Origin of the sequence: Chlorogloea sp. CCALA 695 (genome assembly GCF_003003885.1) — a bacterium.
Classification (GTDB): domain Bacteria; phylum Cyanobacteriota; class Cyanobacteriia; order Cyanobacteriales; family Chroococcidiopsidaceae; genus Aliterella.
Genome location: NZ_PVWN01000002.1, coordinates 188,392 through 215,315, shown reverse-complemented (window position 1 = coordinate 215,315; position 26,924 = coordinate 188,392). Strand labels below are relative to the sequence as shown.

17 protein-coding genes are annotated in these 26,924 nt (G+C 41.2%); 16 read left to right on the top strand and 1 reads right to left on the bottom strand.

What is annotated here, in order from left to right; all coding sequences use genetic code 11:
- Positions 1 to 298: 298 nt before the first annotated feature.
- The 16 genes from nrdJ (at position 299) to C7B70_RS02325 (ending at position 25,600) form a co-directional block, all read left to right on the top strand.
- Entirely contained in the window at positions 299 to 5,809 is a 5,511-nt protein-coding gene (gene nrdJ, locus C7B70_RS26785; RefSeq protein ID WP_199192000.1) for a ribonucleoside-triphosphate reductase, adenosylcobalamin-dependent, read from the top strand.
- Between the two features lie 78 nt (positions 5,810 to 5,887).
- Entirely contained in the window at positions 5,888 to 6,109 is a 222-nt protein-coding gene (locus C7B70_RS02395) for a hypothetical protein (protein WP_106367469.1), read from the top strand.
- A 267-nt stretch (positions 6,110 to 6,376) separates the two neighbouring features.
- Positions 6,377 to 6,664: an RNA-binding protein gene (locus C7B70_RS02390; protein ID WP_106367468.1), complete on the top strand. Its 288-nt coding sequence runs from the start codon at positions 6,377 to 6,379 to the stop codon at positions 6,662 to 6,664.
- Between the two features lie 177 nt (positions 6,665 to 6,841).
- Positions 6,842 to 7,738, top strand: coding sequence for a glycosyltransferase family 2 protein (locus C7B70_RS02385; protein ID WP_106367467.1), 897 nt, complete (start codon positions 6,842 to 6,844; stop codon positions 7,736 to 7,738).
- A gap of 76 nt (positions 7,739 to 7,814) precedes the next feature.
- The gene (locus C7B70_RS02380) at positions 7,815 to 9,110 is read left to right on the top strand and encodes a glycosyltransferase family 1 protein (RefSeq protein ID WP_106367466.1); all 1,296 of its coding nucleotides are present in this window, start codon (positions 7,815 to 7,817) and stop codon (positions 9,108 to 9,110) included.
- Positions 9,111 to 9,116: 6 nt separating this feature from the next.
- Positions 9,117 to 10,304 (top strand): glycosyltransferase family 4 protein, encoded by a 1,188-nt coding sequence (locus C7B70_RS02375; RefSeq protein WP_106367465.1) that lies wholly within the window; start codon positions 9,117 to 9,119, stop codon positions 10,302 to 10,304.
- Positions 10,305 to 10,310: 6 nt separating this feature from the next.
- Positions 10,311 to 11,099 carry a WecB/TagA/CpsF family glycosyltransferase gene (locus tag C7B70_RS02370; protein WP_106367464.1) on the top strand — a complete coding sequence of 263 codons (789 nt, stop codon included), beginning with the start codon at positions 10,311 to 10,313 and terminating at the stop codon, positions 11,097 to 11,099.
- Positions 11,100 to 11,228: 129 nt separating this feature from the next.
- The gene (locus C7B70_RS02365) at positions 11,229 to 12,662 is read left to right on the top strand and encodes a sugar transferase (RefSeq protein ID WP_106367463.1); all 1,434 of its coding nucleotides are present in this window, start codon (positions 11,229 to 11,231) and stop codon (positions 12,660 to 12,662) included.
- An 8-nt stretch (positions 12,663 to 12,670) separates the two neighbouring features.
- The gene (locus tag C7B70_RS02360; protein ID WP_106367462.1) at positions 12,671 to 15,217 is read left to right on the top strand and encodes an O-antigen ligase family protein; all 2,547 of its coding nucleotides are present in this window, start codon (positions 12,671 to 12,673) and stop codon (positions 15,215 to 15,217) included.
- Between the two features lie 218 nt (positions 15,218 to 15,435).
- The gene (gene fbp / locus C7B70_RS02355; protein ID WP_106367461.1) at positions 15,436 to 16,503 is read left to right on the top strand and encodes a class 1 fructose-bisphosphatase; all 1,068 of its coding nucleotides are present in this window, start codon (positions 15,436 to 15,438) and stop codon (positions 16,501 to 16,503) included.
- A gap of 41 nt (positions 16,504 to 16,544) precedes the next feature.
- On the top strand, positions 16,545 to 17,687 hold the full coding sequence (tal, locus tag C7B70_RS02350) for a transaldolase (RefSeq protein WP_106367460.1): 1,143 nt from the start codon (positions 16,545 to 16,547) through the stop codon (positions 17,685 to 17,687).
- Between the two features lie 61 nt (positions 17,688 to 17,748).
- Positions 17,749 to 19,278: a glucose-6-phosphate dehydrogenase gene (gene zwf / locus C7B70_RS02345; RefSeq protein ID WP_106367459.1), complete on the top strand. Its 1,530-nt coding sequence runs from the start codon at positions 17,749 to 17,751 to the stop codon at positions 19,276 to 19,278.
- A 108-nt stretch (positions 19,279 to 19,386) separates the two neighbouring features.
- The gene (gene opcA / locus C7B70_RS02340; protein ID WP_106367458.1) at positions 19,387 to 20,766 is read left to right on the top strand and encodes a glucose-6-phosphate dehydrogenase assembly protein OpcA; all 1,380 of its coding nucleotides are present in this window, start codon (positions 19,387 to 19,389) and stop codon (positions 20,764 to 20,766) included.
- A 17-nt stretch (positions 20,767 to 20,783) separates the two neighbouring features.
- On the top strand, positions 20,784 to 22,124 hold the full coding sequence (locus tag C7B70_RS02335; protein ID WP_199191999.1) for a cobyrinate a,c-diamide synthase: 1,341 nt from the start codon (positions 20,784 to 20,786) through the stop codon (positions 22,122 to 22,124).
- A gap of 190 nt (positions 22,125 to 22,314) precedes the next feature.
- Positions 22,315 to 23,304, top strand: coding sequence for a GGDEF domain-containing protein (locus C7B70_RS02330; RefSeq protein ID WP_106367456.1), 990 nt, complete (start codon positions 22,315 to 22,317; stop codon positions 23,302 to 23,304).
- 157 nt (positions 23,305 to 23,461) lie between these two features.
- Positions 23,462 to 25,600: an ATP-binding protein gene (locus C7B70_RS02325; protein ID WP_106367455.1), complete on the top strand. Its 2,139-nt coding sequence runs from the start codon at positions 23,462 to 23,464 to the stop codon at positions 25,598 to 25,600.
- A gap of 275 nt (positions 25,601 to 25,875) precedes the next feature.
- Here the strand turns inward: C7B70_RS02325 and C7B70_RS02320 are convergent, their stop codons facing one another.
- Entirely contained in the window at positions 25,876 to 26,850 is a 975-nt protein-coding gene (locus C7B70_RS02320; RefSeq protein ID WP_106367454.1) for a PRC-barrel domain-containing protein, read from the bottom strand.
- Positions 26,851 to 26,924 lie beyond the last annotated feature (74 nt).

Sequence of the window (26,924 nt, the reverse complement as noted above, 5' to 3'; positions counted from 1 at the left end):
TTTTTTGGCAGTAAGGGGGCGATAATTTGCCACTTTTTGTTAGTTAAGCTACTGGAGTACGGCATTTATTTTTCATCCTAGTTCATCTTCCAAGATCCTAAATGGGTTCTATAAACCACTCAATTAGAGTTGTTGCCATATCTTCCCTATTGGGGGCAAAAAGTCAAGGCTTTTGGGTAGTAGTAAATTAATACTAGCTCTAGCACTAGCGCAAAACTCTAAATTTTTCAATCATTGTCCGCTATATCTAAATGCCTTATAGTCTTAAGTCTGTCCTCAAAAATGCAAGACTTTTTCTATGGTGAGAGATTTAGAGCGGGTGCAAAAAAGTAGTAAGTTTCCTGAATCTGCCCCGGCTGGCGAAGCGGTATTTTATCGTACTTACAGCCGTCGCCAGAGTACCGGAAGGGAATCTTGGCAGCAAGTAGGCGATCGCATTCTCGAAGGATTAGTAAGTTTAGGTAAGCTTACTCCTTCGCAAGCGGCTTTAACTGCCAAAATGCAGCAGCAACTCAAATCTCTCTCTAGTGGTCGTTGGCTGTGGGTAGGCGGGACGCAATGGCTAGAAAAGCCAGAGAATTTTTCGGGCGCGTACAATTGTACTAGCACAAATGTAGTAGATTGGCGAGCTTTTGGGCTGATGATGGATTTGGCAATGATGGGTTGTGGGACGGGTGCAGTGCTAGAACCCAAGTATATTAACCAATTGCCAGCAATTCGCAATCGTCTAAGTGTTGAGTTACAAGGGAAAATTGGTACAACTCCCGCCGCAATCAGGCGAGAGCAAACAGAAATTAATATTAATAACAATATCGTTACAATCTACGTTGGCGATAGCCGTGCTGGCTGGGTTAAGTCTTATCAAACTTTACTCGAACTTTCCAGCGATGAAAGATTTACAGGCGACGTAATAGTTCGAGTAGTTCTTGATGATATTCGGGGCGAAGGAGAGCGCTTACAGGGCTTTGGCGGCGTTGCTAACCCAGTTAAATTACCGACATTGTACGATCGCTGTGCCAGTATCCTCAACAAGGCTTTAGGGCGACAATTAAATTCAGTGGAATGCTGCTTGTTGATTGATGAGGCGGCGGTAGTAGTAGTAGCGGGTAACGTGCGGCGCTGCCTTCCTGGTGAAGCTTTGGTACATACAGAATCAGGGTTAGTACCAATTCAAAAAATTAGAATAGGCGATCGCGTCCTGACAAGTAAAGGATTTTATCCTGTTACTAACTTTTTCGATCAAGGGACTCAATCGCTATGCCGGATTAAAACTCAAAATGGTTATTTTGAATGTACGCCCGATCATAAAGTTGCGGTTTTGAGCGATGTTTATGGTAACTATCAGATGGTTAAGGCTAAAAATCTGACGGAAGGCGATCGCTTAATTTTTGTACCGAAATCTATCCCCGGTACGGCGACAGAGTTACCGGAGTTTAGACAAGCAGATTCTAAAGCTAAACCGATTACTATCCCAGCTTTAACCACTGATGTAGCTTATTTCTTAGGCTATCTGCACGGTGATGGTTCGGTAGCTGCGGATGGTTCTAGAGTGAGATTTAGAATAGCAGAACATCAACCAGAAATCATCACTCGTTTAGTAGGTGTGGCGCAAAGTTTTGGGCTTGATACTTATACTCTAAGAACTCCCGAACAGTGTAAAGCTAAAGCCTTTGAACTTCAATTAAATTCCAGCAATCTCAATCGCTATTTAGCACAATTCAAAAAATCTTTTACATCAATCTCGATTCCTGATTGCATCTTGCTGGGTACTTTAGACATTCGTAAAGCTTACTTAGCTGGATTAGCTGATGCTGATGGTTGTCATAGTCAAGGAATATTAGTTGCTTCGGTACATCAAGACTTTTTACGGCAAGTTCAAGCTGTTTATGCTTCCCTAGGAATTACAACTCGTCAATGTTCTTCTGTTGGTAAAAAAGAATTAGTTGCTGTAGGGCATGATGCTTATGAAAGTACCTTAGCACTGCTATCAAAGTATTCTGGTTATTTCTCTACAACCGAGATCGACAGACTTAAGTCTTCTGAGGATCGTAGGTTTTCTAAAGTAATGGTTAGATCGAATGTTACCGATCTAACTCCAATTAAAGTCAAATCTGTAGAAATGGATGTAAGAACATCTCATACTTATGACATTGAAGTTTCGACAATTCACGAATTTGTTTGCGAAGGGATTTTAGTATCAAATTCCGCCGGAATGAGACAGGGAGTTAGCGAAGACGAGTTATTTGCTAACGCTAAGGGCAATTTATGGCATCAAGATGAACATGGGAATTGGCGTATCGATCCCGAAAGAGATGCGCTAAGAATGGCAAATCATACAAGAGTATTTCATCGCAAACCTAGCCTGGACGAATGTATTAATGCTGTCAGACAACAGTATTATTCGGGGGAAGGTGCGATTCAATGGGCGGGAGAAGCGATCGCACGAGCAAATGCGGATATAGTAAATACGCTTGAACTAAAAAAAGACTTCCTTAAAACCTACACAAATTCTGAAACTGCGGCGGCGGATTGGTTGCTTAATCGCGTTCCCGAAATGCCAGCAACAGAAGTAGAACATCGGCTTTCTAGATATGCTTTGAATCCTTGCGTTACTTCAGATACTTGGATTCATACCGAAAAAGGTGCAAGGCAAGTTAAGGATTTAATCGGCGTACAACATGGTACTTATGTTAACGGCGAATTATTTAGTACAACGTCTTCAGGATTCTTTTTTACAGGAGTTAAGCCTGTAGTTAAACTGACGACAAAAGAAGGTTATAGCCTGCGATTAACAGAAAATCATCAACTTCTAAAAGTAACAGCCCAAACTCAAAATAGTCAGTATACAGAATGGGTTGAAGCTGGTAAATTGCAAATAGGCGATCGCATTTCAATCCACAATCACCGAGAATTGTTACCTTGGGATGGCAAAGGAACAAAAGACGAAGGCTGGCTATTAGGTAACTTGGTAGGCGATGGTTGCTTTAGTCACAATCCCTCAAACTACAGCTATCAGGCACATTTGAGATATTGGGGCGATAGCCAAGTAGAGATGAAAGAATATGCTCTTGGTTTGATTAGAAAATCTGTTCAGAGCAGTAACAAATTACAGGGAGTTTACAGCAAACAACATAAGTATTATCAAGTAAGCTCTGCGGGTTTGGCTGGGCTTGCTCGTGATTATGGAATCGCCATTAGACACAAGACAATTACACCAGAAATAGAGCAAGCAAGCTTTGACTTCTACTGTGGTTTTCTGCAAGGAATATTTGATGCAGACGGTAGTGTCCAAGGTACTCAAAATAGCGGAAAGTCTGTGGGGAGGGTTTCCCTCCACAGAGCTTTTCAAGAGAAAGGTGTCAGCATTCGATTAGCTCAAAGTAATTTGCCATTACTTGAGGCTGTACAAAGGATGCTACTGCGCTTAGGAATTGCCTCTAGTATTTATCAAAATCGCCGATTAGAAGGCGTGACAATGTTACCAGACTCTAATCGGGAACTAGCGGAATACTTTTGCAAGGCTCAACATGAATTAGTTATAGCTAACGACAATATCGTTAGTTTCCAAAAGCTAATTGGATTTGCTGAACCGAAAAAAGCCGAACGTTTACAAAGTTGGTTGTCAGGATACAAGCGAAACATTAATCGCGAACGTTTTAGTGTCACAATATCCAGCATTGAATCTGACGGTCAAGAAGCTGTTTATGATTGTACTGTGCCTGGGGTGGCAAGATTTGATGCTAATGGTTTAGTTGCTCACAATTGTGGTGAAATTTTAGGCACTAATTTTCACTGTGTTTCTGGAGAAACTCAATTAATTACCCGCGACAGCATCCACAAAATTAAAGATGTTGTAGGCGAACAAATCGAAATTTGGAACGGTAAGCGCTGGAGTAAAGTAGTACCTTTCCAAACCAATACAGGACAAAAATTATATAGAGTTAGCTTTGCTGATGGTTCTTACTTAGATGCTACAGAGTACCATCGTTTCTTTGTCAAAGATAGATTTGGTAAAGAATACAAAGAGGTGCAAACAAAAGATTTATTAAATTGCAGCAAATACAGTATTCACACAGAACCCTTTACCATTGATTACCTTGATGGGGTTGCGGTCGATTCATCTTATGCTTATACGCTGGGAGTAGCCGTAGGTGACGGAACAATAGATAGTAATGGCAATGCAAAAATCCGTTTGTATCAGCAGAAAGCTGAACTTTTGGTTGCAGGGAAAAAGTCACCGCAAAGAAGTTACAGTTACTTACCCACCTTTGTAGATGTTACAGATTTAGGTTTCTCAGGGGAACTATTACAGCGATTAAAAAATGACCCAGATTCGTTAAATGCGATCGCTTGTTGGCACAAAAAAGCTATTCTGGCTTTTATCGCTGGACTTGCGGATACTGATGGCTCTAACACCGATAGCAACGGCATCAGAATCTATGTTTCTGATTATCAAAGAGCCTATCGCTTACAACTACTCTTGTCTAAATGCGCCATTAGGTCGTCTGTAAATATCATGGCACGTCAAGCAAGTACAACAAATTTAGGTCAAAGAGCTAAAGATTTGTACTATCTGCAAATTACTGATTGTGCGGAAATCCCCTGTCAACGCTTAGATACAACTAAAGGACACAAGCCTACCAATAAAGGCAAATGGCAAATTATCAAAAGCGTTGAAGAATTACCAGGACAGCACGATACGTATTGTTTCAACGAACCAGAATTTAATAAAGGTGTCTTTGGCAATACGTTAACGGGAAACTGCAATCTTGCGGAGATTCACCTCAATCAGATCGATCCTCACAACTACCAAGAACAAAAAGATGCTTTTACCGCCGGAGCGCTTTCGGTTGCTTCTTTATTGAACCATCAATTTATTGAAGAAAGATACCAATCTTCGCGGGAATTAGACCCAATTGTAGGCGTATCTTTTACCGGGTTATTTGACTTTTTTGTTAATGCTTTTGGTACAGATTGGCTACGCTGGTGGGAAGCTGGAAGACCGCAAACAAAGGCAGGATTGGAGTTTAAGCAGCAAGAAGAAGCATACTTAAGTCGGTGGAAGGCGATCGTTAATGAGGTAGTTTGGCAGTATTGCGACGAGCATAATTTTAAGCGCCCAAATCGCTGTACCACAGTGCAACCATCAGGGACAAAATCGTTACTCACGGGCGCGTCTCCGGGCTGGCATCCCCCCAAAGCCCAACGTTTTATTCGCCGCATCACTTTCCGCAAGAATGACCCTGTAGCCTTAGCTTGTATTGATTACGGCTATAATATTGTGCCTTCGCAATCAGATAAAGACGAGAATGGCAACTTGCTAAATAATCCTTTTGACGATCGCTGTACAGAATGGCTTGTAGAAATTCCTGTAGCCGTACCTTGGGCAGATTTTCCTGGAGCGGATGAAATAGAGATTAGTCAGTTTAGCGCGGCGGCTCAAATGGACTTTTATATGCAGGTGCAGAAGCATTACGTAGCTCACAATACTAGCGCCACTATTGAGCTAAGAGAACACGAAATTGAAAGCTTGGGGACGCGGATTTATGAAGCAATCCGCGATGACGAGGGTTATATTTCTGCGGCTTTGTTGGCTCGATTTGACGCTCATCAGACCTTCCCGCGCTTACCTTTTGAACCGATTACGAAGGAAACTTACGACCAACTAATGCAGGAAGTGAAAAGCCGCCGTCAAACTGATGATTTTTACGCCGCTTTGAGTCGTTACGATTCGGGGGAAATGACCGAAGCTGGCCCGGCGGGTTGCGATTCAGATAAATGTTTATTTGCGGCGGAAGAACCCAAGTAGATAGGCATTCCCAACAGGAGCAAGGATAGTTACGAATACGTTAAAATTTTAGCCTAGTAGTACAAGGAGACTTAGATCGTGTTTTTAGACGAATTAGCACCCCTTTTCAAAGAATTGACTCAGCACCCAGTATCGTTTTTAGGTGGACTTTGCTCCGGTTTTTTGCGCCTTAACTTAAATGACGATCCAGTAAGAAGTTGGCTCGAACAGCAAGGCGGCACTACAGCTTATAGTAGTTTTAGCGTTGATGGCGATCGCAATGGAAATAGTACAGGCCCTCAATCTATTTCTATCGACTAATTATTCTTGGCGGTAAGCAAGCGTTGCTTACCGCCATAAGTAGTTTTGTATTCCAGATAACCTTGAAGTAAGGTAGGGATAAGCTATTATGGGGCGGTATGTTTAAGTTCAGTCCCATCAGTGGTCGAAACCTAGACTTGCTGCCTATTTAATTAGACAAAAATCTAGATTTGCCATTGATAAGTCAGATAGATTTTATTAAAGTGTTATCTATCGGTCTATCGGTCTGAAGCTTTTGCTAATCGTCCAGACTAAATTGCCACTTCTATGACTATTTACGTTGGAAACCTCTCTTACCGCGCTACCGAAGAAGACTTAAGAACAGTATTTGCGGAGTACGGCGCAATCAAAAGAATTGTTTTGCCTACAGACCGAGAAACCGGACGGCTGCGAGGTTTCGCCTTTGTTGATATGAATGAGGAGGCCCAAGAAGACACCGCCATTACTGAATTAGACGGCGCAGAATGGATGGGTCGTCAGTTGAGAGTAAATAAAGCCAAGCCGAAAGAGGACAATCGGCGCGAGGGCGGAGTTACAAGGAGAAGCGAATATTAATTAAAATAGTTTTTTAGCGCCAGGTTCAGCAGCACAAACTGAGCCATATATAGTAGTGTGTAGCCGATAAGCCAGTGACAAATGCAAAAAGTGTCATTGCTAGTCGGTATTTTTGTATATTCTCCAAAACTGAATAATTGTATTAATCCTTTTTAAACATGAATTAAGTATTTATCTATGAATCCTAGAGAATCTGTCTATGTAATTGTTCCAGTACATAATCGAAAAAATGTCACTCTAAAATGTCTTGAAAATCTCCATTTACGCGGTGATTTGAACCGCTATCATATAGTTATTGTTGATGATGGCTCTATAGATGGAACTACAGAAGCTATCCATAGCTTATATCCAGAAGTTGCTGTCTTACAAGGAGATGGTAACTTATGGTGGACAGGTGCAATTAAAAAAGGAATGGAATATGCTTACGAACAAGGAGCAGAGTTTTTTGTTTGGCTAAATGATGACTGCTACCCCCAACAAGATACAATCAACAAACTTTTAAATATCTGTAAAAATGATTCAAAAATAATTGCAGGTGGTCAATCTTTGAATCCTGATACGCTTATTCCTAGCTATGGCGGTATTATAGGTAAAAACAAAATTGTACCTGTTCATGCTTTACCTAACTCCGTCTTAGAATGTGACGGTTTATGTGGAAACATAGTATGTATAAATAAAAGCGTTGTTCAAGCTATTGGTTATCCTCAAGCTCATTTATTCCCGCAATATCATGGGGATACAACTTATACTCATATAGCTAAACAAAAAGGATATAAGCTTTTGATCGTTGGAGAGGCCGTTGCATTTTGTGAAAACGATCATGAGCATACATCCTGGATGACTACCCGTCGTTCTTTTATAGATATTTGGAATGAACGTTTTACTATAAAATCACCATATTACTGGAAAGCAGAATTAAATTATTATATAGTCATGCTTGGAATACATGGTTTATGGTTTTATTTTTATGAAAGGATTATAAAATTTATATTTATAGCAATTATTGTTAGTGCATTTCCCCTAAAATATAGGACTTGGTTAAAAAGCATTGTTTCTAAGAAAAGCATAGTATGAAAGAATAAATCTATGATTTGTTACGGAAAGCTTTATACTTAAGCGCAAATTCGCAGTAATTATTAATAGCTAAAATATGAAAGTCGCTTATGATATCTCTATTTTAGGGGCAGGCTATTTGAATCCTAAAGCTAGAACAGGAGTTTTTCGAGTAGTAGAAGCTTTGTTTTTAGCAATAGCTGCTCAATCAAATGTAGACTTAATGGCGATCGCCTTGAATCAAACAAGTACCCTTTGGGATGAAATAAGTGCCAACTTATACTTAGAAAGCTTTAACTCTGAACCTAAAAAATATTTGGACTCGTGTTATGGTAGCAAGCTAAACTTAGATAATATTTATCTTTCTGCTGTAAACTTACATCGGTCATTAATTCAATTTTCTGTTCAAAATCATCCTTTAATATATAAGTCTGCTCAAGGTTTCAAAATCTTGCTTGAGCTAGCTGCTAAGATAAATGTTGATGTGAAAAATATAGATAAAAAATATGATTTGTATCATTCTTCTTATTATCCTTTGCCATCAAGTAATATATTAGGAAGTACACCTAGAGTATTAACTATTTATGATTTAATTCCAATATTATTCCCCAAAGTTGTAACTCCTAAAGTCAATCGTCAGTTTATTAAAACTTTAGAAAGCATCGATTTTAACAAAGATTGGATTATTTGTATTTCTCAACATACTAAAAATGACTTTTGCCAGCGTACAAGAATAAACCCTGAGAGAGTTTTTGTTACGCCTTTAGCTGCTAGTAAAAAATTTTATCCTGTCAATGAAATATCAATCATAAAATCTGTACTTAAAAGTCACAACATATCTGAAAGTCCTTATTTATTAAGTATTTCTACTCTTGAGCCACGCAAAAACTTAACTTTATTAATTAAATGTTTTTGCCAGATTGTTACAGAAAACCCAAATTTAGATTTGAACCTGGTACTGGTTGGTGTAAGTGGCTGGAAAAACAAAGATATTTTTGAGATAGTTGAAAAAAACTCTCAATTGAAGTCAAGAATAATTTTTACAGGGTACATACCAGACAACGATTTAAGTGCAATTTATAGCGGTGCGATCGCCTTTGTCTATCCTTCACTGTACGAAGGTTTTGGACTACCGCCTTTAGAAGCAATGCAATGTGGTATTCCTGTAATTACTTCTAACACAAGTTCTTTACCTGAAGTAGTTGGTAATGCGGGAATTACCATCGATCCCACACAATCTGATGAACTATGTCAAGCAATGCTTGATGTCGTAAATAATTCAAAACTTCGCGCGCAAATGTCGCTGCTTTCTCTTGAACAAGCTAGTAAATTTAGCTGGAAAAAGTGTGCAGAACAAACTGTTGAAGTTTATAAAATAGCGGCTAATAAATGAGTCATTATGCAACTACTTTACACGCTGACAGCTTATCCACCTTATATTGGCGGCGCTCAACTTCATCAGCATTACATTGCTCAACAATTACAATTAAGGCACTCTATTCAAGTAGTTAGTCAATGGGATACAAACCGCACAGACTGGTTGCTGGGTACAACAGTGCGATCGCCAACCAACAATTACAATTACACTGTTGATAATATACCCGTACATCGATTGGGGCTTTCTATACGGGAAAAGCTGCAAGTTGCTCCTTATTTGCCAATTTATTACCCTTTGATGAATCTGGCATTACCGCCAATTGCTGCTTGTTTAGAACAACATTTGTTAGCTTACGCAGCTAAAGCTGATTTAATTCACAATGTGCGAATTGGTAGAGAAGGGCTAAGTTATGCGTCTTATCAAGCAGCCAAACGCTACGATATTCCGTTTATTTTTACTCCTGTACATCATCCGCGTTGGGTAGGATGGCGTTACAAAGCCTATATCAAACTTTACCAAATGGCAGATATGGTAATTGCCTTGACTAATGCCGAAAAGCAGATTTTGATAGATTTAGGTGTAAAAGCAGACCGAATTACAATTACAGGTATGGGCGCAAGTTTAGCTCCTGTGGCTGAAAGCGCCGCTTTTAGAAACAAGTATCAAATTGAAGCACCTTTTGTATTGTTTTTAGGGCAACACTACCCGTATAAAGGCTATCAGCAAGTAATTGAAGCGGCGGCATTAGTTTGGCAAAAACTGCCTGATCTACATTTTGTATTTATTGGGCCATCGGTAGGAAAATCAGAACAATATTTTGTGTCCGTAAACGACAAGCGGATTCATAGTTTAGGCAAAGTAGATTTACAGACAAAAACAAATGCGATCGCATCTTCTAGTTTGCTTTGCGTTCCCTCCACTCAAGAAAGCTTTGGAGGAGTGTATACAGAAGCTTGGAGCTTGGGTAAACCTGTAATTGGCTGTAACATCCCCGCAGTTGCAGAAGTAATCGCTGATGGCGTTGATGGGTACTTGGTAGAGCAAGAATCGAACCAAATAGCCGAAAGAATTATTTATTTACTACAGAATCCTACTAAAGCTCAAGCAATGGGTGAAGCTGGAAAACAAAAAGTAGCATCGCGTTACACTTGGCAGAAAATAGCCGATCGCACTGAGCAAGTTTATCAACAAGTATTAAAGGCTTCATAATAAAAAATGCTTTTAAGTTGCCCATCTAAATACATTCTGGCTACTCAAGTTTATGAAACCAGCTATAAAGATACGACAAGTCGCATTATTATTTGGGCTAGGAATAAAACCTCTTGTTACGTTGTGGCGGCAAATGTCCACGTAGTAATGACTGCTTACTGGCAACCACACTATCAGCAAATTATCAATGGAGCGGCGATCGCAACACCCGATGGGATGCCCCTAGTGTGGGCTTTAAGGCTGCTTGGAGTCGCTGGACAACCTAGAGTTTATGGGCCCGATTTGATGCTTGAATTGTGCGAAAAAGCCGCTACTGAAGGCATCCCGATTTACCTATATGGCGGTACAGAGGCGGTGTTGGCTAAATTGCAAACTAATTTAAAACAACGTTTTCCTACTTTGGTAATTGCTGGGGTTCATTCTCCCCCCTTTCGACTTTTGACAAGCGCAGAAGAAACCACCGATATTAACCGCATTCACGCTTCCGGTGCGGGGATTGTATTGGTAGGTTTAGGTTGTCCCAAACAAGAGGAATGGATGGCAAGACAACAGGGATTGTTACAAGCTGTAATGGTGGGGGTAGGTGCAGCTTTTAGTTTTCATAGCGGCGATGTTTCCCAGTCTCCGCGCTGGATGATGAAGTTGGGTTTAGAGTGGCTTTACCGCTTTGCGATGGAACCTAGAAGGTTGTGGCGACGATATTTAGTCAATAATCCGGCTTTTATAGTTTTGTTTGGGCTGCAACTGTGCAAAAATCAATTTTTTTCTGCTAAAAAATCGGGTGTTGCTGATTAAACCTAGGAATTTTAGTTGCAATGCAACGTCTCTAACATTGGATTTGCTAAATAATTTATTTCTAAGTCAGATTTTCTAGGCTTTTGGGGAATACTAAGTTAGTTGCTCCCAATAGTCAGCCCTGCGGTTATGAATAAACTATCTGGCACTCGTTATAAAAATGATATTCGCGCCCCTGGTAGCTTTCAACCCCAACAAATATTTAACAGCCTAGCTTACCGAGTGGTGGCATTATTATTAAGCGATTTACTAGCGCTGGCTTTAGCTTGGCGATTTGCCGAACATTGGAATAAATTTTACTCTCCCGTTCCGCCTCAACTAGCTTGGTGGGAATGGCTGGGTTTACCTAGTTTATTTTGGCTATTTGCAGGCTGTACATTTTTATTATTTGCTTATGGGGGGCTTTATAGCTTCTCTACTCAACAGAAAAACTACATCCTTTCTGGTCAATTGGTCAGTGTAATTTATTTAATGTCTTTGGTGCTGGGATACTTCTACGATCCTAAATTAGATCCACCGCGATCGCTCTTTTTTACGGCTTGGTTTAGCAGTATCTTCTTAGTTATTGGGTTGCGGCTAGTTACAACCTTGATTTTGCGTCAATTTGACAGGTATCATCCACCAGTTTCAGTATTTTTAATTGCTAATGGCGATCGCCTGCCCATTTTAGGTAAAGTATTACAGAAATCGCCATATAAAGTAGTAGGTGCAGCCCTTGCTTGTACTGCTAATGCTACAACTACTATCGACAAAATCAAGGCTTCTCACGCACGAGAAGTATTAGTCGAAAACTTACCTCAAACCGAGTTAGCTTCTACTTTATATTGGCAATTGCGGCGGTTGGGAATTAGTATGCGTTTAATTCCTTCTAGCTTAGAAATGCTCCATCGGCGCGGTGTTCCTGAAGTTTTTGCCGGATTGCCAACACTATTATTAGAGCTTCCCTTAATTAGCGGCTGGGACTATAGGTTTAAGCGGTTGTTGGATATTTGTGGGGCTTTACTAGGACTGATTATACTATCCCCGATATTTGTTGCTAGTGCGATCGCTATTAAACTTTCTTCCCCTGGTTCTATTTTCTTTTGTCAAGAACGAATGGGGTTGCATGGCAAGGTATTTCAAGTCTGGAAGTTTCGCACTATGGTAGCTAATGCTGTTACTTTACAAAAAACTTTAGAACAAAATAACGAAGTTAATGACGGTGTAATGTTCAAAATTAAAAACGACCCGCGAATTACTTTTGTCGGGCGCTTTCTTAGACGTACCAGTATTGACGAGTTACCGCAATTAGTTAATGTTTTATTAGGGCAAATGAGCTTAGTTGGCCCGCGTCCTTTGCCTTTACGAGATGTAGAACGTTTTGCGACTTGGCATCATATTCGTCATCAAGTTTTGCCTGGTATTACTGGACTTTGGCAAGTTTCGGGGCGGTCTAATATTAATGATTTTGCTGATGCTGTGCGCTTGGATCTTTATTATATTGATAACTGGTCTTTCAATTTAGATTTAGATATTTTAATTGATACAGTGAGAATTGTTCTGTTTGGCAAAGGTGCTTATTAAAGGTAATTATGAAAAATGAAATGCGCCTTGATAGTCAAACAGAAGGTAAGATAATTGGGCTATTAGTAGCAATTTTTTATGGCTTACTTACACTTTTGCCTGATAGCAATACTCAATTTGTAACTTGGCCTTGGGTGTTTTTATGGCAAGCGGGTTTGATGTTTCCTTGCTTGTGGTTATTGTGGCAGTTATGGCAACAAAAAACAATTCAATTATTAGGCAATAAATTAGATTGGATTGTAGGATTATTAGCGATTATTTTAATAATTTCCGCAGCGTTTGCACCGTATCCAAACCAAGCACGATGGTATAGTTGGGCGGGATTGTGTTTATTAGCAGCGTTGTACGCTATAAATAATTGGTTAAGTCAGTCATCGGAGCGCTATTACAAACTATTAGTAGGACAGGGGTATTTAAACTTAGGATTTATTATAATTAGTCTGACTTTATGGTTTAGCCAAATAGTTTTACCCGAATTAAATCGTTTAGATGAAATTAAGCAAACCTACAATATTAGCTTGCCTTTTGACTTTTCGATAATTACGTTACGAAATGGCTTCCCTATTGGACATCAAAATTATGTTGCTGGTTATTTATTATTAGCCATACCTTTACTAATTGCTTTAAGTATTATTCAAAGTGGCTGGCGGCGTTATTTATGGGTAAGTACGGTAATTTTAGGTTTAATAGACTTGTACTCTACAAGTTCTAGAGGTGGATGGCTGGGTTTAATTATAGTAGGTATTATTAGCTTTATTTTTCTGCTTATTCGCAGTAACTTACCGCGACTTTGGCTTTGTTTAGCAGGTGTGGCAATTCTCGTTATTTTCAGCTTTTTAGTGTTAGCAAATAATCGCTTAAACACTTTAATTTCTGCGGTGCTTTCAGGTACAGGCGGTGGTGAATTTGCCTACAGAATAATTACGGCAACTACAGGCTGGAAAATAGGTATTAACCATCTAATTTTTGGTGCAGCACCGGGAAGCGTACCATTACTATATCAACAATATCGCCCCACTTGGGCAGGACGAGAGGCAGAACTTGCTTATCAATTGCATAGCACTCCGGCGCATCTTTGGGCAGAATTGGGATTAAGTGGAATTGCTATACTAGTAAGTGCGATCGCACTTTTAATTTACCTAGGTTTTAAATGGGTATTACACCACTCACAAACTCAAACTAATACTGAGCAAATTTTTGTTTATAGTATCTACGCTGGTTTGCTTGCTTACGGCATAAATAGTCTTACAGATTATCAATTAGATAATATTTGTATTAGCGGCACAATTATAATTTATATTGCAGTATTGGCGACAATTTTTCGCCCAGTAGCAACACCAGCAATAATCCCACTTAAAATAGTTTCTGGCTTAACTTTAGGAGGATTGGGCATACTTTTAGCAATGATAGTTTGGTTATTTCCCATCCACTCGGCTTGGAATGCTTCTAGTGTTGGATTTTTGGCTTTAACCCAACAAGACAATCAAACTCCCGAACAAAAAGCCCAATTAGTAACAGAATTTACTCAGCGATTAACTCAAGCAAATCAATTAGCACCTTGGGAACCTTATTATCCCTATCAATTAGGCTGGAATTTGGGCGATAGAGGCTTGCAAACCAGCAATCCCCAAGAGCGAAAAAAACTAATTGAAGCTGGAATCTCTTGGTTTACTACAGGTGTAAAGGTTTCACCAAATCAAGAATTTGGGCATACAAATTTAGCTTGGTTGCTAATGGCTAAAGGCGATGCTACAAAAGCTACAAAAGAATTTGCTCGTTCTACTCAATTGATGAGTGCAAAACGAGGTGTATTTTATGGTTTGGGTTTAAGCTTACTGGCTCAAGGAAAAACAGATTTAGGCGTTGAAGCTATGACTTTAGAAGCTTTGCGAGATCCAATTATTATTACTAGCCCAATTTGGAATTCACCTCAATTAAAGCCAATTTATACTCAAGTTATTAATCGCTTAGTAGCAAAATATACTGTTTTATTACAAAAACCTTCACCACTTGACAGTTACTTGCGTTATTGCCTAGGTGGGTTGCATTGGTGGCAAGGAAATTATCAAGCATCTCGCGCTAATTGGGAAGCTGCTAAAGCGGTTTTAGGATTGCAAGTGTTGGACTTAGCAGAAGGTAAACCAATATTAAGAGATCAAGCAGCAAATAAGGCGATCGCAGCTTGGCTAGATCCTGCCAATAGACAAACTCTAATCCAATCAGCTTTAATTACAACTAATTCTAGTATCCCCTCACCGCAATTAGTTCAAGACTTAGCTAGTAGCATGGATGCTTCCGCAACTTTTGAACAGTGGCTAAAACAAAAAGCTCCTACTCAACAATATCGCCGTAGCCGTGCGGGTTTTGGAGTTATTAGCCGTCACAATGATGGCCCATTCCCCGTTGATTTTTTACCTGTAGTTGAAAACGGGGCAATCACAAACTTATTTGCTGGATTGCTGCCTTCAAGCATCTACGAACCCCAATTAGACTTAGCATTGCAACCCTGGCGCGATTTGTTACTAAAAAATATTTCGGTAATGGGTAATGGGTAATTGGTAATTGGTAATTGGTAATTGGTAAGAATTTCAATATGAATGAGGAGGAGACAGGATTGCAGAAGAAAAATCATTGTACTTTCGGCAATGCCCTAAACATTCAACTTGTATAACATCAGACTTCAATTAGCAAATTCTCTCTCTAAGATAGAAATTAGCAACCTAATCAAGCTTGTGTTAGTTCGTATAAGCGATCGCACTTAGAGGACAAAATAATGACTGACGTGCAACAAATTCAAGAGGATGAGTACGACTTAAATCGAGATTGTACAACCTTATCGCGTCACGTATTAGAGCAACTGCACAGTTTTGGCGCAGACGCTCAAGACCTTAGTGCTTTAATGAATCGAATAGCTTTAGCAGGAAAGTTAATTTCCCGGCGGCTTAGTCGTGCGGGATTAATGGCAGGGGTACTTGGATTTACTGGAGAAACCAACGTCCAAGGAGAATCTGTTAAAAAAATGGATGTTTACTCCAACGATGTATTTATCTCCGTATTTAAGCAAAGTGGGCTTGTATGCCGCCTAGCATCCGAGGAAATGGAGAAACCCTACTACATCCCTGAAAACTGCCCAATCGGTCGTTATACCCTCTTGTATGACCCGATAGATGGATCTTCTAACACCGATATCAACCTAACTTTGGGATCGATTTTTGCCATTCGGCAACAAGTCGGTACAGATAGCGACGGCACAGCCCAAGACTTGCTTCAAGATGGACATAAGCAAATTGCCGCCGGGTATATTTTGTACGGGCCAAGCACGATGCTAGTTTATTCTATTGGCAAAGGAGTTCATTCTTTTACCCTCGATCCCAGTTTGGGTGAGTTTATTCTTACTGAGGAAAACATGACAATTCCTAGTCATGGTGCTATTTATAGTGTCAATGAAGGTAATTTCTGGCAGTGGGATGAATCTTTTAGAGAATATATCCGCTATGTCCACCGCACCGAAGGTTATACCGCTCGTTATGGAGGCGCTATGGTAGGAGATATTCACCGGATTTTAATCCAAGGTGGCGTGTTTCTTTATCCTGGGACAGAGCAAAAACCCGAAGGTAAGTTGCGCTTATTGTACGAGTCTGCACCGTTAGCTTATTTAATTGAGCAAGCCGGAGGCAGAGCAACTACGGGAATTCAAGAAATTATGGACGTAGTACCCGAAAAATTACATCAACGAACTCCTTTAATTATCGGGAGTAAAGACGATGTAGCTTTGGTAGAATCGTTTATTCAAAAACAAACTCAGCACCAAATACGCGAAAGATCCCGCGTACCTCAGTAAAACGTGACGCTCGAATTACAAACACCAATACGGAGTTAATTATGGCAACTAATCGTTTATTAGAGATCAAGCAATTCGGTCAGAGTATCTGGATGGACAACTTAACCCGCGACATCGTTAAGTCTGGGGAACTCAAAGACATGGTGGAAAATAAAGGGATCTGCGGGATCACTTCTAACCCAGCTATCTTTGAAAAAGCGATCGCTGGAAATGTAATTTATGATGCAGACATTGAAGCGGGAATTAATGCCAAGTTACCAATTTACAAAATCTACGAGTCGCTAATATTTGATGATATCCGTAACGCCTGCGACATCTTGCGCCCCATCTACGACTCATCAGAGGGACTAGACGGCTATGTGAGTATTGAAGTACCACCAACAATCGCTCATGATACTGAGGCAACGATTAAAGAAGCTAGGCGTTATTATCAGGAGATCGGACGGGACAACGTAATGGTCAAAATCCCTGGTACGAGTTCGGGGTTGCCAGCCGTTGAACAGGTAATTAGTGAAGGAATTAATGTCAACGTTACTTTGCTATTTTCTGTAGATAGCTATATAGAGTCAGCATGGGCTTACATTCGTGGTCTGGAAAAACGTGCCGCCGAAGGCAAAGATATTAGTAAAATTGCCTCCGTCGCTAGTTTCTTTCTCAGCCGCATTGACAGCAATATTGATGGCAAAATTGATGCCAAACTCAAAGGTATTGATGATGCGAGTTTATCGGCAAAACTAACCGCCGTTAAAGGTAAAGTTGCGATCGCCAATGCCAAAATTGCCTACCAAGAATACAAAAAGATTGTAACAAGCGATCGTTGGAAAGCATTATCAGCTAAAGGTGCGAACGTACAACGCTTACTATGGGCAAGCACTGGCACTAAAGATCCCAGCTACAGTGATGTCATGTACGTTGATGAATTAGTCGGCCCAGATACCGTTAATACCCTGCCCCCAAGCACCATTGAAGCTTGCGCCGACCATTGCGACGTTGATAACAGAGTAGAAACCAAAGTTGATGAAGCTTATCAGCTAATTAAGAGCCTCAAAGATCCTGATATCAATATTGATATCGACAAAGTAATGGAAGAATTGCTAGTTGATGGGATTGATAAATTTGTCAAACCTTTTGAATCGTTGATGAGTTCTTTAGAAGATAAAGTTAGCAACCTATCACCTGTATAAAAAACCGAGGGAAGGGTTTTAAGCCTTCCCTCGCCCTTTGTCCCTTCATCCTCAAATAAATATGATTAAGTTGCTAGAAAATCCTTTGCGCGTAGGGTTGAAGCAAGAAAAACTACCCGAACCGCAAATAATCGTAATCTTCGGGGCTTCAGGAGATTTAACTCAACGCAAATTAGTTCCCGCCCTTTACAAGTTACGTAAAGAAAGACGAATTCATCCAGAAACTACCATTGTGGGTGTAGCGCGTCGAGAATGGAGCGACCAATATTTCCGCGACAAAATGCGCGAAGGAGTCGAACAATTTTCTGACGGTATTGGCTCTGAAGATTTGTGGCAAGACTTTTCTCAAGGACTATTTTACTGTCCTGGAGACATTGATAATCCTGAAAGCTACCAAAAACTCAAAACCCTCCTCGGCGAACTAGACGAGAAACGCGGTACGAGAGGAAACCGAATGTTTTATCTTTCAGTTTCGCCGAACTTCTTTCCCGAAGCAATTTCCCAACTAGGTAAAGCCCAAATGTTGGCAGATCCCGTCAAAACGCGCTTATTAATTGAAAAACCCTTTGGGCGCGATTTGAGTTCGGCGCGAGTTCTTAACCGAGTAGTACAGCAAACTTGCAAGGAAGAACAAGTTTATCGGATCGACCACTATTTAGGCAAAGAAACTGTCCAAAACTTGCTCGTATTTCGCTTTGCCAATGCAATTTTTGAGCCGTTGTGGAATCGTCAATTTGTTGATCACGTGCAAATTACCGTAGCTGAAACCGTCGGCGTAGAAGATCGGGCGGGATATTATGAGAGTTCCGGCGCATTGCGAGATATGTTGCAAAACCACTTAATGCAACTATTTTGCTTGACAGCAATGGAACCACCAAACGCCCTAGATGCCGATAGTTTGAGAACAGAAAAAGTAAAAGTTATCCAAGCTGCTCGATTAGCCGACGTACAGAATTTACAAAGATCGGCGGTACGGGGTCAATATAGCGCTGGGTGGATGAAAGGCAAAAATGTTGCTGGCTATCGTCAAGAACCAGGAGTAGATCCAAATTCGACGACACCAACTTTTGTAGCGATGAAGTTTTTGGTTGATAACTGGCGCTGGCAAGGCGTACCCTTTTATTTACGCACGGGTAAACGCTTGCCGAAAAAAGTTTCAGAAATATCAATCCATTTTCGGGAAGTTCCGCATTTAATCTTTCAATCGGCGGCGCAACAAGTAAATGCCAATATACTAGCAATGCGGATTCAACCTAACGAGGGTATTTCTTTGCGTTTTGAAGTCAAAATGCCGGGGACATTAGTTAGCACGCGATCGGTAGACATGGACTTTAGCTATGGTTCTTTTGGTATCCAAGCAACGGGGGATGCTTACGATCGCCTATTGATGGATTGCATGATGGGAGATCAAAGTTTATTTACTAGAGCCGATGAAGTAGAAGCAGCTTGGCAATTAGTCACCCCAGCCATGACGGTTTGGGACTCGCCCAGCGATCCCGCCCAAGTTCCTCAATACGAGGCGGGAACTTGGGAACCGAGCGAAGCTGAATTATTAATCAATCAAGATGGTCGCCGTTGGCGCAGACTCTAAAAAATGTTTGGAAAATACAGTAATAATTGTAGTTTTACGTTAAAAAATAATGTAAAACTTCCCTATTACTTCATTTTCAAGCCTTCCTACTCCTAACGCAAACTATATATGTCAACAAAATCTGCTCCTATAGTTTCCTTGCAACCGCCTAAAGATGTGTCTTTGAGCGATATTGAAGCGGAATTGAGTCAAATTTGGCAAAGCTACGGGATGAGCGGAGACAATGCTGGACTTCCCCCGGCGACACGAGCGACTACCTTTAGCTTAATTGTTTACGAACCAGAAGAAACTCAACAGCTATTAGCAGCTTTGGGCGTATACAAAGGGCCCATTGATGGCATTCCTGGCCCCCAAACCGAAGCCGCACTAAGAGAAATCCAAAAAAAATATGGCGTGTCTGTAACGGGAACTGGAACCCCCGAAACTTTGCGTTATTTGCGCGAAGAAGTCGCTAAACGGGGTGGCAATGAGAGTATTAATGATGGCTCAAAAGGGTCAATAGACCTAGCTTACAGCCTTAGCAATCAAAACCCCACAATTGCCGATGCGATCGCCCTGCGTAATCCCTGCCGCATTGTGGCACTGTGTCCGATGGCTGGAGAGGATGAAGGGGTAAAAGTTCAAGTATCTGCTTATTGTCCGTTGCAAAAGCAAGCGTCAAATACTTTGATTTGCTGCGAGTACATTACTCTCAAAGGTACAGCCACCGCTTTAGAAAGAGTGGGGGGTTTAGTTTCCGCTTTATTAATTGGCGATTTGCCTAAGTTTTTGTGGTGGAAAGCTACACCCGATCCCAGTAACGAATTATTTAAGCGCCTAGCATCAGCTTGCAATTCGGTAATTTTTGACTCTAGTAACTTTACCGAAACCGAGGCTAATTTAGTCAAGCTGCAAGAGTTGCTCAAAGCTGGTACACCCCTTGCCGATCTCAATTGGCGGCGCTTATCGGCTTGGCAAGAATTGACAGCCGAGGCTTTTGATCCCCCAGAGCGTCGCCTAGCCCTAAGAGAAGTCGATCGCGTCACCGTTGACTACGAAAAAGGCAACCCCGCCCAAGCTTTAATGTATTTGGGATGGTTAGCAAGTCGTTTAAACTGGCATCCTACCGAGTTTCAGGAAGAAGCCGGAGACTACGACTTTAAGCGCATTCATTTTGTAGCCGACGATCAGCGCTTAGTAGAAGCAGAGCTTGCGGGAGTACCAATTACTGATGTGGGGCAAATTCCGGGAGATTTGATCGCTTTGCGCTTGACTTCAACCAATGTTGAAGCCGATTGTTGTACGGTGCTATGTTCGGAAACTAGCGGTTGTATGCGGATGGAGTCGGGCGGCGGCGCTCAATCTTGTCGGTTTCAACAAGTATCTTCTTTAGCCGATCAAAAAGCGGAGATTTTACTTAGCGATCAGTTGCAACGCTGGGGTAGCGATCCTTTGTATGAGGAGAGTTTGGCGATCGCGGCGGAAATTTTGGCACTAGGTAAGTATTAGATAGCAACTTCTAAATTATGGTCGTGATTGCTGGAGAGCGCAGTGGGGTAGGGAAAACAACTGTAACCCTCGCCCTGCTGTCTTTTTTATGCCGCCAAGGTAAGCTGGTGCAGTCTTTTAAGGTGGGGCCAGATTACATCGATCCGATGTTTCATCAGTACGTTACGGGGCGCTTTTGTCGCAATTTAGATCCGGTACTTACTTCTATTGATTACCTTAAACAGTGTTTTAGCTTTCATACTCAACAAGTCGATTACGCCTTGGTAGAGGGGGTAATGGGCTTATTTGATGGTGCAAGCGGTGACTTTTTTTCAAGTACCGCTCACGTGGCTTTGTTGCTCGATTTGCCCGTGCTATTAGTAATTGATTGCAGCCGTTTGTCGGGAAGTGTCGCCGCGATCGCTCACGGTTATCGTTCTTTAGATCTGCGCCTACAAATCGCTGGGGTAGTGTTAAATCGAGTCGGTAGCGATCGCCATTTACAATTACTTCAAGACGCTTTAGCGCCGCTAAATTTGCCCATAGTAGGAGTTTTACGGCGACAAGATAATATAACTATTCCTGATCGCCATTTAGGTTTAGTTCCTACGGGTGAAATTAACCAATTTGATCGCGTTATCGATCGGTTAGCAACTATTGGCGAAACTTGTTTTGACTGGGACAAATTGTTACCTTTACTAAAACCCCAATATTCCCCAGTTTCTCCTATTTCCCTGATTCCCCCAAAAGTGCGGATTGCGATCGCACGCGATCAGGCTTTTAATTTTTACTACCAAGACAATTTAGATATTTTGACCCAACTAGGCGCTGAATTAGTTTTCTGGAGTCCGCTTAGTGAGTGTGTACCCGATAATGTTCAAGGGCTATATTTTGGTGGTGGTTTTCCCGAAGTTTTTGCCGCCGAATTAGCAGAAAATCACCCAGGTTTAGAGTCCGTTAAGAGAGCAATTTTAGCAAAAATGCCCACTTATGCTGAGTGTGGCGGATTAATGTATTTGTGTCAGCAGATTGTGGATTTTGATGAGAAGTCGCACAATATGGTAGGAGTTATCCCCGCAACGGCAATTATGGGAAAGCACTTGACGTTAGGTTACAGGCACGCTACAGCCCTGCAAGCTACCCCTTTAGTAACTCCTGGTCTGGTGGTATGGGGACACGAGTTTCATCGCTCTAGTTTGTCAGTAGAGCCAAAAGAGCCATTATTTCAAGCGCGGGGGTATGAGGTTTTATCACCTTCTATTGCTGAAGGATGGAAGTCGCCCTTTCTCCATGCTTCCTATATTCATACCCATTTTGGCGGCAATTTAGACTTACCTAAAAGATTTATCAACGGTTGCACCCAGTTTATGAGCAATTGATAAGTTTTGCTACGAGCAACCAAATTTTCTGCAATCGCCCACAGGTTAGTTGTATCTATCAGATGATTGGGTGAAAAGATCAAAAATCTTAGTCCAAATTGGTCTGGTATCCACAAACCCAAATAGCTGCAAATAGTGCGATTTTTAGCCTTAAACAAGCTTCATCAGGGTTTTTTTAGTTGAGCAAATCATGAACACTTCAATCTTGATTGTGGGAACTTACGAATTTTTAAATGAACTGCCGCAGATTCATGAACAAGCAGATTTTAGCTTAGAAATCGTCACCAGTGTAGATGAGGCGCGATCGTACTTGCGAAGAAGCTTACCAGATATATTGCTAGTACAGGCAAGCATACATAATAGTGAAAAATTCTGTCAGTGGAGCAAAGAGCAGTCGGCTTTAAATTCCCCTTACTGCATTTTGCTAGAAGACAGACCCCAATGCGATCGCCATAGCTGTACTTGGGACGTAGAGCAAACCGCCGCGATTATAGAAGATGTTGCTGATGCTTACATAGACTTTTGTTGGTTAGATAACGAAAAACTTAAAGCAACTAACCGCCTAATATTAGCCCATATTCAAGTAGGACGACGCAATCAATACCAAGAATTAATCGATAAAAATAATACTTTATCAGCGATCGCTTTAGCCGATCCCTTGACTCAGTTAAATAATCGTCGGGCTATGGAAAGAGATTTACCAGCACAGATTTTGGCAAGTCGTTCTAATAAAAAACCTTTAAGCTTGCTGATGCTAGATGTAGACTGTTTTAAAACAATTAATGACACCTACGGGCATTTGGTAGGCGATCGCGTTTTGCAATTGCTAAGTAGTCGGTTAAAACACAACTTACGATCCCAAGAGTTGCTATTTCGTTACGGCGGTGAAGAATTTGTGATTATTTTAAATAATATCGATTGTCAACAAGGGCTATTTATTGCCGAACGTTTGCGTCGCCAGGTTGGGGAGCAAATTTTTACTTTAGACTCCGCCCTCAGCTTAACTGTGACTATTAGTATTGGTGCGGCTTGCTTGCAAAGCTTAGATGACCGGGGAGGAATTGCCTTGCTAACTCGCGCCGACAATTGCTTGTTGAGTGCCAAAGTTGCCGGACGCAACTGCGTTATCGGTTGCACCGAGCAATTGTGCGCAACTAAACAACTGGCGATCGCTCTGTAATGTTAGGTTGCTCTAAAAATCGTCACCATCACTTATAAATCCTCTTACTTAAGCCATAACCCATCTCAAAAAAACTATGTAAGACTGGCAATAAATGCTGATGATGCCTAAATCACTATGGGTAAGCAGATTTTTTGCCAGGATGCGTTCAAAGTAGATGAAAGACAATCAACAATTGAAGCCTATAGAAAATGCGATCGCTCTATTTGATGAGTCGCAGCACCTAATTTTATTTAATCAAAGACTTGCTACGTTATGGGGTTTATCTAAAGATTGGCTCAAACTAAAGCCAGATTTGCGCTCATTTTTTGCCGAAATCGTCAGCCTTGGCTATTGGTCTCAAGCTCAATATTTACAATTAATTGCGGCGGTGGAATCAACCCAAACTGAGCATTCGCAATATATTAAACAAATTAATGGTTTCTGCTTAGACATCTACATTAGCCTCACTTCCGAGCAGGGATATATATTTACATTTAACGATGTTACAGAGCATCAATTATTGCCAGCAAATCTAAACCTTCAAGTAGTAAGGCAGCAAGCCTTTGTTTTAGGATTGATGGAAAGACTACAGCCTGCAAGCGAATTGCGGGAAATTGGGGAATTTGCCCTTAGTTATCTGGTGCAAGCTATGGATGCTGCCTTTGGTGATATTAAGGTAATCACTGGAGACGGGCTTGAGGCGATGGCTCATATGCTGACAAGTGAAGTAGGCGCTACATTTATTGCCATTTACGGCAAAGTTGCGGTAGGAGAAATGGAAAGCTTGCTAAATGTAGGCATTCCCTACGGTCAAGGTCTGTTGTGGCAAGTAGTGACCACAGGAAACCCTTTATTTGTTGATGACTACAAAAATCACCCTAGTGCTGTACCCGCTTTTAGACAACCCGGCATTGGTGACTTGGGTATTTTTCCAATTCCTGCGGCTAATGGCAAGATTATCGGCGTATTAACTTTAGAGTCTCGCAATTGCCAGAAATTGCAGGATGCTCCCCAACAAGATATGCTCTTAGCTGCCTGTCGGATCATGGGCGTAGCCATCGAACGGGCGCAAGACCAGATTCGCTTATTTCAAGTTAATCAAGACCTAGAGCAGGCTTCTCAACTAAAATCAGAATTTCTTACTTCCATGTCTCACGAACTGCGAACCCCACTCAACAGCATTTTAGGTTTTGCTGATTTGTTGCAAAGACAAGTTGCTGGAGCTTTAAACGCGCGTCAGGTTAAATATACGCAAATAATTGCTGAAAGCGGTCAGCATTTGTTGGGATTAATTAATGATATTCTCGACCTTGCCAAAATTGAATCTGGTAAAGATGAATTAGATTTGCAACCAATTGCGATCGCCGATCTATGCGTCCAATGTGTGGAGATGGTTCAACATCGCGCTGACAAAAAACGTTTGGTGCTATCTCAAGAAATTGACCAGCGTTTAGGACAAGTAAATTTAGACGAGCGGCGCGTTCGTCAAATGATAATTAATCTGCTTTCCAATGCGCTTAAGTTCACCCCCGAAGGCGGACAAATTAAATTTGCTTCTAGATTAGCTTATGGCAGTCAATTACAAGAGCAATATCGACCAGATCGCAGCCCTGTTAATCTCAGCACTCCTTACCTATGCCTTGAAGTTCAAGATACAGGTATTGGCATTGCTCAAGATAAGTGGAATTTATTATTTCGACCGTTTCAACAAGTAGATGCTTCATTAACGCGAGAGCATGAAGGTACAGGATTAGGACTAGCGCTAACAAAACGGCTGGCAGAATTACACGGCGGTACAGTTTCTCTCAAATCCGTCGAACATCAAGGCAGTACCTTTGCTGTTTGGCTGCCCCTAACAGAAATGCGTACCGAATTATTAGCTAACCCTTTGACTGCGCCGCCAGTTGTCAAAGAAAAGGGACTAGAAATCACTAAGCGTAATAAACGAATTTGGCTAGTAGAAGATCAACCTTATAACCAGGAGTTAATTATCGAAATTTTGGAACTAGAAGGCTATGTTGTAGACCTAATTGCTGATGGTGGCTTGATGATGGAGGCAATGGAAGCCAAGGTAGCATCCCAAAGACCAGATTTAATTTTGCTAGATATTCAGTTACCAAAAGTAGACGGATTTGAAATTGTCCGCAATCTCAAAGCTAGTCCTGATTGGAAACAAGTTCCGGTAATTGCTGTTACGGCTATGGCAATGATGGGCGATCGCGATCGTGTTCTGGCGGCGGGGGCTAATGCTTATATGAGCAAACCTTTAGACCTAACCTTGTTAATAGACACAATCCGCGCAATGTTGGTTTAGGGAATTGGGAATTGGGAATTGGTAATTGGTAATTTTCTTTTATTATCCTAGGTCTTCTATTCTAAGAAGATGTTTTAAAAGTCTTGTGATTAATATCGATTGGTTGCACTTTTGTTTAAAAAAAGTCGCTAATCTGTATTTCCCCCCCTTTTTAAGGGGAGTCAAAAAGCGGGAAGCGTAGCTACACCGCTTTTTGACGTGGGTTATGAGGGATCTTCCTTGCATCACTTTTTACCGGGTATAGCTTCTAAAACATCCTCTAAAGCAAACTTAACTTATTGATAGCCTCCTTCTTCTTCCTCGTATTCTGGGGCTTTGGCTTTCTTGGGAATATTAATAGGTTTTGGCTCGTCATCCCAAGCATCGGCTATCAATTCGTCATCGTAATAACTAGGATTAGATTCCGTCTCAATATACTTTTTGGGTTCGTAGGAGTCTTTGGCTGTGGCTTCACTCCAGTTATCTTCTTCTAAGTCTTCTTCGTATTGAATCGACTCGTACTGACGCTGGCGCAATTGTTGCGGTGGGATACGTTCTTCTAATTCGTACTCGTAATCGTCTTCATCCCAGGTTTGTTCTACTACTATAGGGCGATTGGTACGCACTTGTTGTTTTGGCGCTTGCAGGGGTACTCCTGTACCTAACTGGTTTTCGGCTTTAGTTGTTGTGGGTGTATAGTAAGCTTCGTCTTCGTCGCGTTCCCAAGGGGCTTTACCGATGCCTAGACGCTCTAATAATCCTACTGTTAACTGATTTAGCCTTTCTTCCGCTCCTTCAACTACAATCAGCCTATTTGCGCCGCTACTGATAATTTCATCAATCGGCAATTCGTAGGTACTTAATACTTGTTCGGGAATTTGGGGAATACCTAGGGAAGCGATAATTAGCGATGTTATTTTACCACTTTCTGGGTTAAATATAAAACTGCGGACTCTTCCTAGCATTTCGCCAGTTTCAGTAATTACTTCGTAGTTGATGAGGTTGCTATAAATTTCAACGTCTATATCTTCAATTACGTCTTCGTTGTCTACTAGCAGCACATCGCCCATTTTGCGAATGCTACTTAAATACATATATCTTGGCACACCGGAAAAAGCGATTAGGTTGTCTCGTAAGCTTAGAGCTACAACCTCGCGTTGGTCGATATCTACCCACAGTTGACTTACTAAGCCTAATTGCTTGGCGTTGTCATCGGTAATCACTTTGGTGTTTAAGATGTCGGAACGTCTGATAATTTGTTCGGAGGTCATTGCGCTTGCAGAGTCCTGATCTCGAAATCCGGTTATTTCAATACTATTAATAGCAAATTCTCATCTGTTAAGAT

What these genes read in the sequence shown, in the direction of transcription:
- C7B70_RS02380 (WP_106367466.1), top strand. Translation starts at nt 7,815, where the DNA reads ATGAAAGTCGCTTATGATATCTCTATTTTAGGGGCAGGCTATTTGAAT.
- C7B70_RS02320 (WP_106367454.1), bottom strand. Translation starts at nt 26,850, where the DNA reads ATGACCTCCGAACAAATTATCAGACGTTCCGACATCTTAAACACCAAA.
- C7B70_RS02370 (WP_106367464.1), top strand. Translation starts at nt 10,311, where the DNA reads ATGCTTTTAAGTTGCCCATCTAAATACATTCTGGCTACTCAAGTTTAT.
- C7B70_RS02330 (WP_106367456.1), top strand. Translation starts at nt 22,315, where the DNA reads ATGAACACTTCAATCTTGATTGTGGGAACTTACGAATTTTTAAATGAA.
- nrdJ (WP_199192000.1), top strand. Translation starts at nt 299, where the DNA reads ATGGTGAGAGATTTAGAGCGGGTGCAAAAAAGTAGTAAGTTTCCTGAA.
- fbp (WP_106367461.1), top strand. Translation starts at nt 15,436, where the DNA reads ATGACTGACGTGCAACAAATTCAAGAGGATGAGTACGACTTAAATCGA.
- C7B70_RS02375 (WP_106367465.1), top strand. Translation starts at nt 9,117, where the DNA reads ATGCAACTACTTTACACGCTGACAGCTTATCCACCTTATATTGGCGGC.
- C7B70_RS02360 (WP_106367462.1), top strand. Translation starts at nt 12,671, where the DNA reads ATGAAAAATGAAATGCGCCTTGATAGTCAAACAGAAGGTAAGATAATT.
- zwf (WP_106367459.1), top strand. Translation starts at nt 17,749, where the DNA reads ATGATTAAGTTGCTAGAAAATCCTTTGCGCGTAGGGTTGAAGCAAGAA.
- C7B70_RS02325 (WP_106367455.1), top strand. Translation starts at nt 23,462, where the DNA reads ATGAAAGACAATCAACAATTGAAGCCTATAGAAAATGCGATCGCTCTA.
- opcA (WP_106367458.1), top strand. Translation starts at nt 19,387, where the DNA reads ATGTCAACAAAATCTGCTCCTATAGTTTCCTTGCAACCGCCTAAAGAT.
- C7B70_RS02390 (WP_106367468.1), top strand. Translation starts at nt 6,377, where the DNA reads ATGACTATTTACGTTGGAAACCTCTCTTACCGCGCTACCGAAGAAGAC.
- C7B70_RS02365 (WP_106367463.1), top strand. Translation starts at nt 11,229, where the DNA reads ATGAATAAACTATCTGGCACTCGTTATAAAAATGATATTCGCGCCCCT.
- tal (WP_106367460.1), top strand. Translation starts at nt 16,545, where the DNA reads ATGGCAACTAATCGTTTATTAGAGATCAAGCAATTCGGTCAGAGTATC.
- C7B70_RS02385 (WP_106367467.1), top strand. Translation starts at nt 6,842, where the DNA reads ATGAATCCTAGAGAATCTGTCTATGTAATTGTTCCAGTACATAATCGA.
- C7B70_RS02335 (WP_199191999.1), top strand. Translation starts at nt 20,784, where the DNA reads ATGGTCGTGATTGCTGGAGAGCGCAGTGGGGTAGGGAAAACAACTGTA.